Source organism: Pontibacter sp. HJ8, from assembly GCF_054824225.1.
Genome location: NZ_JSYF01000530.1, coordinates 1 through 1476 on the forward strand (window position 1 = coordinate 1; position 1476 = coordinate 1476).

The window sequence follows — 1476 nt, forward strand, 5'->3', positions numbered from 1 at the left end:
GATCTGCCTGGCTTTCTTTTTTATCGTGTACCTCTAACGGTTAAGCGGTCATTCAAACCCCCATTTCCAGCAGGCCGGATTCCATGGCATAAGATTCAACAGCCCGAGTAGTATCCAGGTAATCAGAGGTATACTGCTTGTCCCCTGAATGAATGTAGAGAACCGTATTGTTTTTGATGAGCTCGATCACATCGCCTGATATCTCGCGGGGAACCGAAGGACAGCCGAGGCTTCTGCCAAGCCGCCCATACTGTTTCACAAAATATTCGCTTACATAGTCCGCACCGTGCAGTACAATGGCTCGCTCCATCGCTTTGGAGTTATACTTCTCATCCATACCGGACAACCTCAAAGAGAGGCCATGCTTGCCGAAATAGGTTTTGTCGGTTATATAAAAGCCCATGCTGCTCATGTTCGAATTCGGCTCGTTGGAGAATTTCTCGGCCTGAACGTTGCCGGTATTGCGGCCATGCGCCACCAAGGTATTGTAAAGCACCTTTCTCGAACCCAGATCGATGATCCACATACGCTTCTGGTTGCTGGGCTTGGTGAAATCTACTACGGTCATCACCGTTTTGTCAGTAGCTGCCAGTTTCTGCTGTCTGAAATTGTGATACCCCCTATACGCTCTTTCAAAAACACTATAGGAAAGTCCGGCCTTTTTGAGGTCAGCCTTGTCATACACTTCCTGCACATGCTCCTCAAAGGCCAGCTTCTTTTCAGCAAAAGAAAGCATGGAAAGGGAATTGGCAGTCAGCATAGTTTCTGTAGTAGCCCTGGCTGATGCGTTAGTTGCATCGTTATGGGCCCCACCCGGAGTAGCAATGATCAATAAACTTAAGGTAAGAGAGGTGATGACTGCTTTTATCATAGGTCCGTTTTAGCGTGTATTTTTTGCGACTACTGTTTCAACAGGATTTAACATAAGAATTGTTCCTTCTACCGGATATATGCAAAAACAAAACATGCACTAAGTAAGGGTACAGGCAAATTATAGCTTATAAACGCTTCATTACCTGCCTTTTAGTACGTAATATCTGCATTATTTTTTCAATCGCTACAGTAGAGGTTCAGGAAATACCTGATTTCTCTTGTATCCGATTAGGCTAAGATGCAATTTTGAGCTTATAAAACATACTATGAAGAAGCTTCTTTCCCCGGTTCTGCTCCTGCTGTTGCCCCTGTTGCTGAGCTGTTCTGAACCTGCCCGCATACCTGGTTTTGATAGTGACGCCTGGCAGCAGGACAAAAAAGGCTGCAACGGGACACGAAACGAGCTTGTAAAAAAATTTGATTCGATCAGGCGCGAACTTTACGGGAAATCAGAGGATGACATCAAGGCCATATTGGGCAGACCTGATGCTGAGCAGCTGATGAGCCGGGGGCAGCGTGTATTCCTGTATTACCTGGAGCCGGGCAGCCAATGCGACCATACCAACAAGCTCTCCAATGCCAACCGTGCCGAAGTCCGGTTCA

General features: G+C 46.6%; 2 protein-coding genes. One reads left to right on the forward strand and one right to left on the reverse strand.

Annotated elements, in window-relative coordinates; translation table 11 throughout:
- Nucleotides 1-52: 52 nt before the first annotated feature.
- Nucleotides 53-871 (reverse strand): murein L,D-transpeptidase catalytic domain family protein, encoded by an 819-nt coding sequence (locus OB13_RS18925; RefSeq protein ID WP_461491748.1) that lies wholly within the window; start codon nt 869-871, stop codon nt 53-55.
- A 268-nt stretch (nt 872-1139) separates the two neighbouring features.
- Between OB13_RS18925 and OB13_RS18930 the strand changes: the two genes are divergently transcribed.
- A partial coding sequence (locus tag OB13_RS18930) for a hypothetical protein (RefSeq protein WP_461491749.1) occupies nt 1140-1476 on the forward strand: 337 nt, incomplete at its 3' end.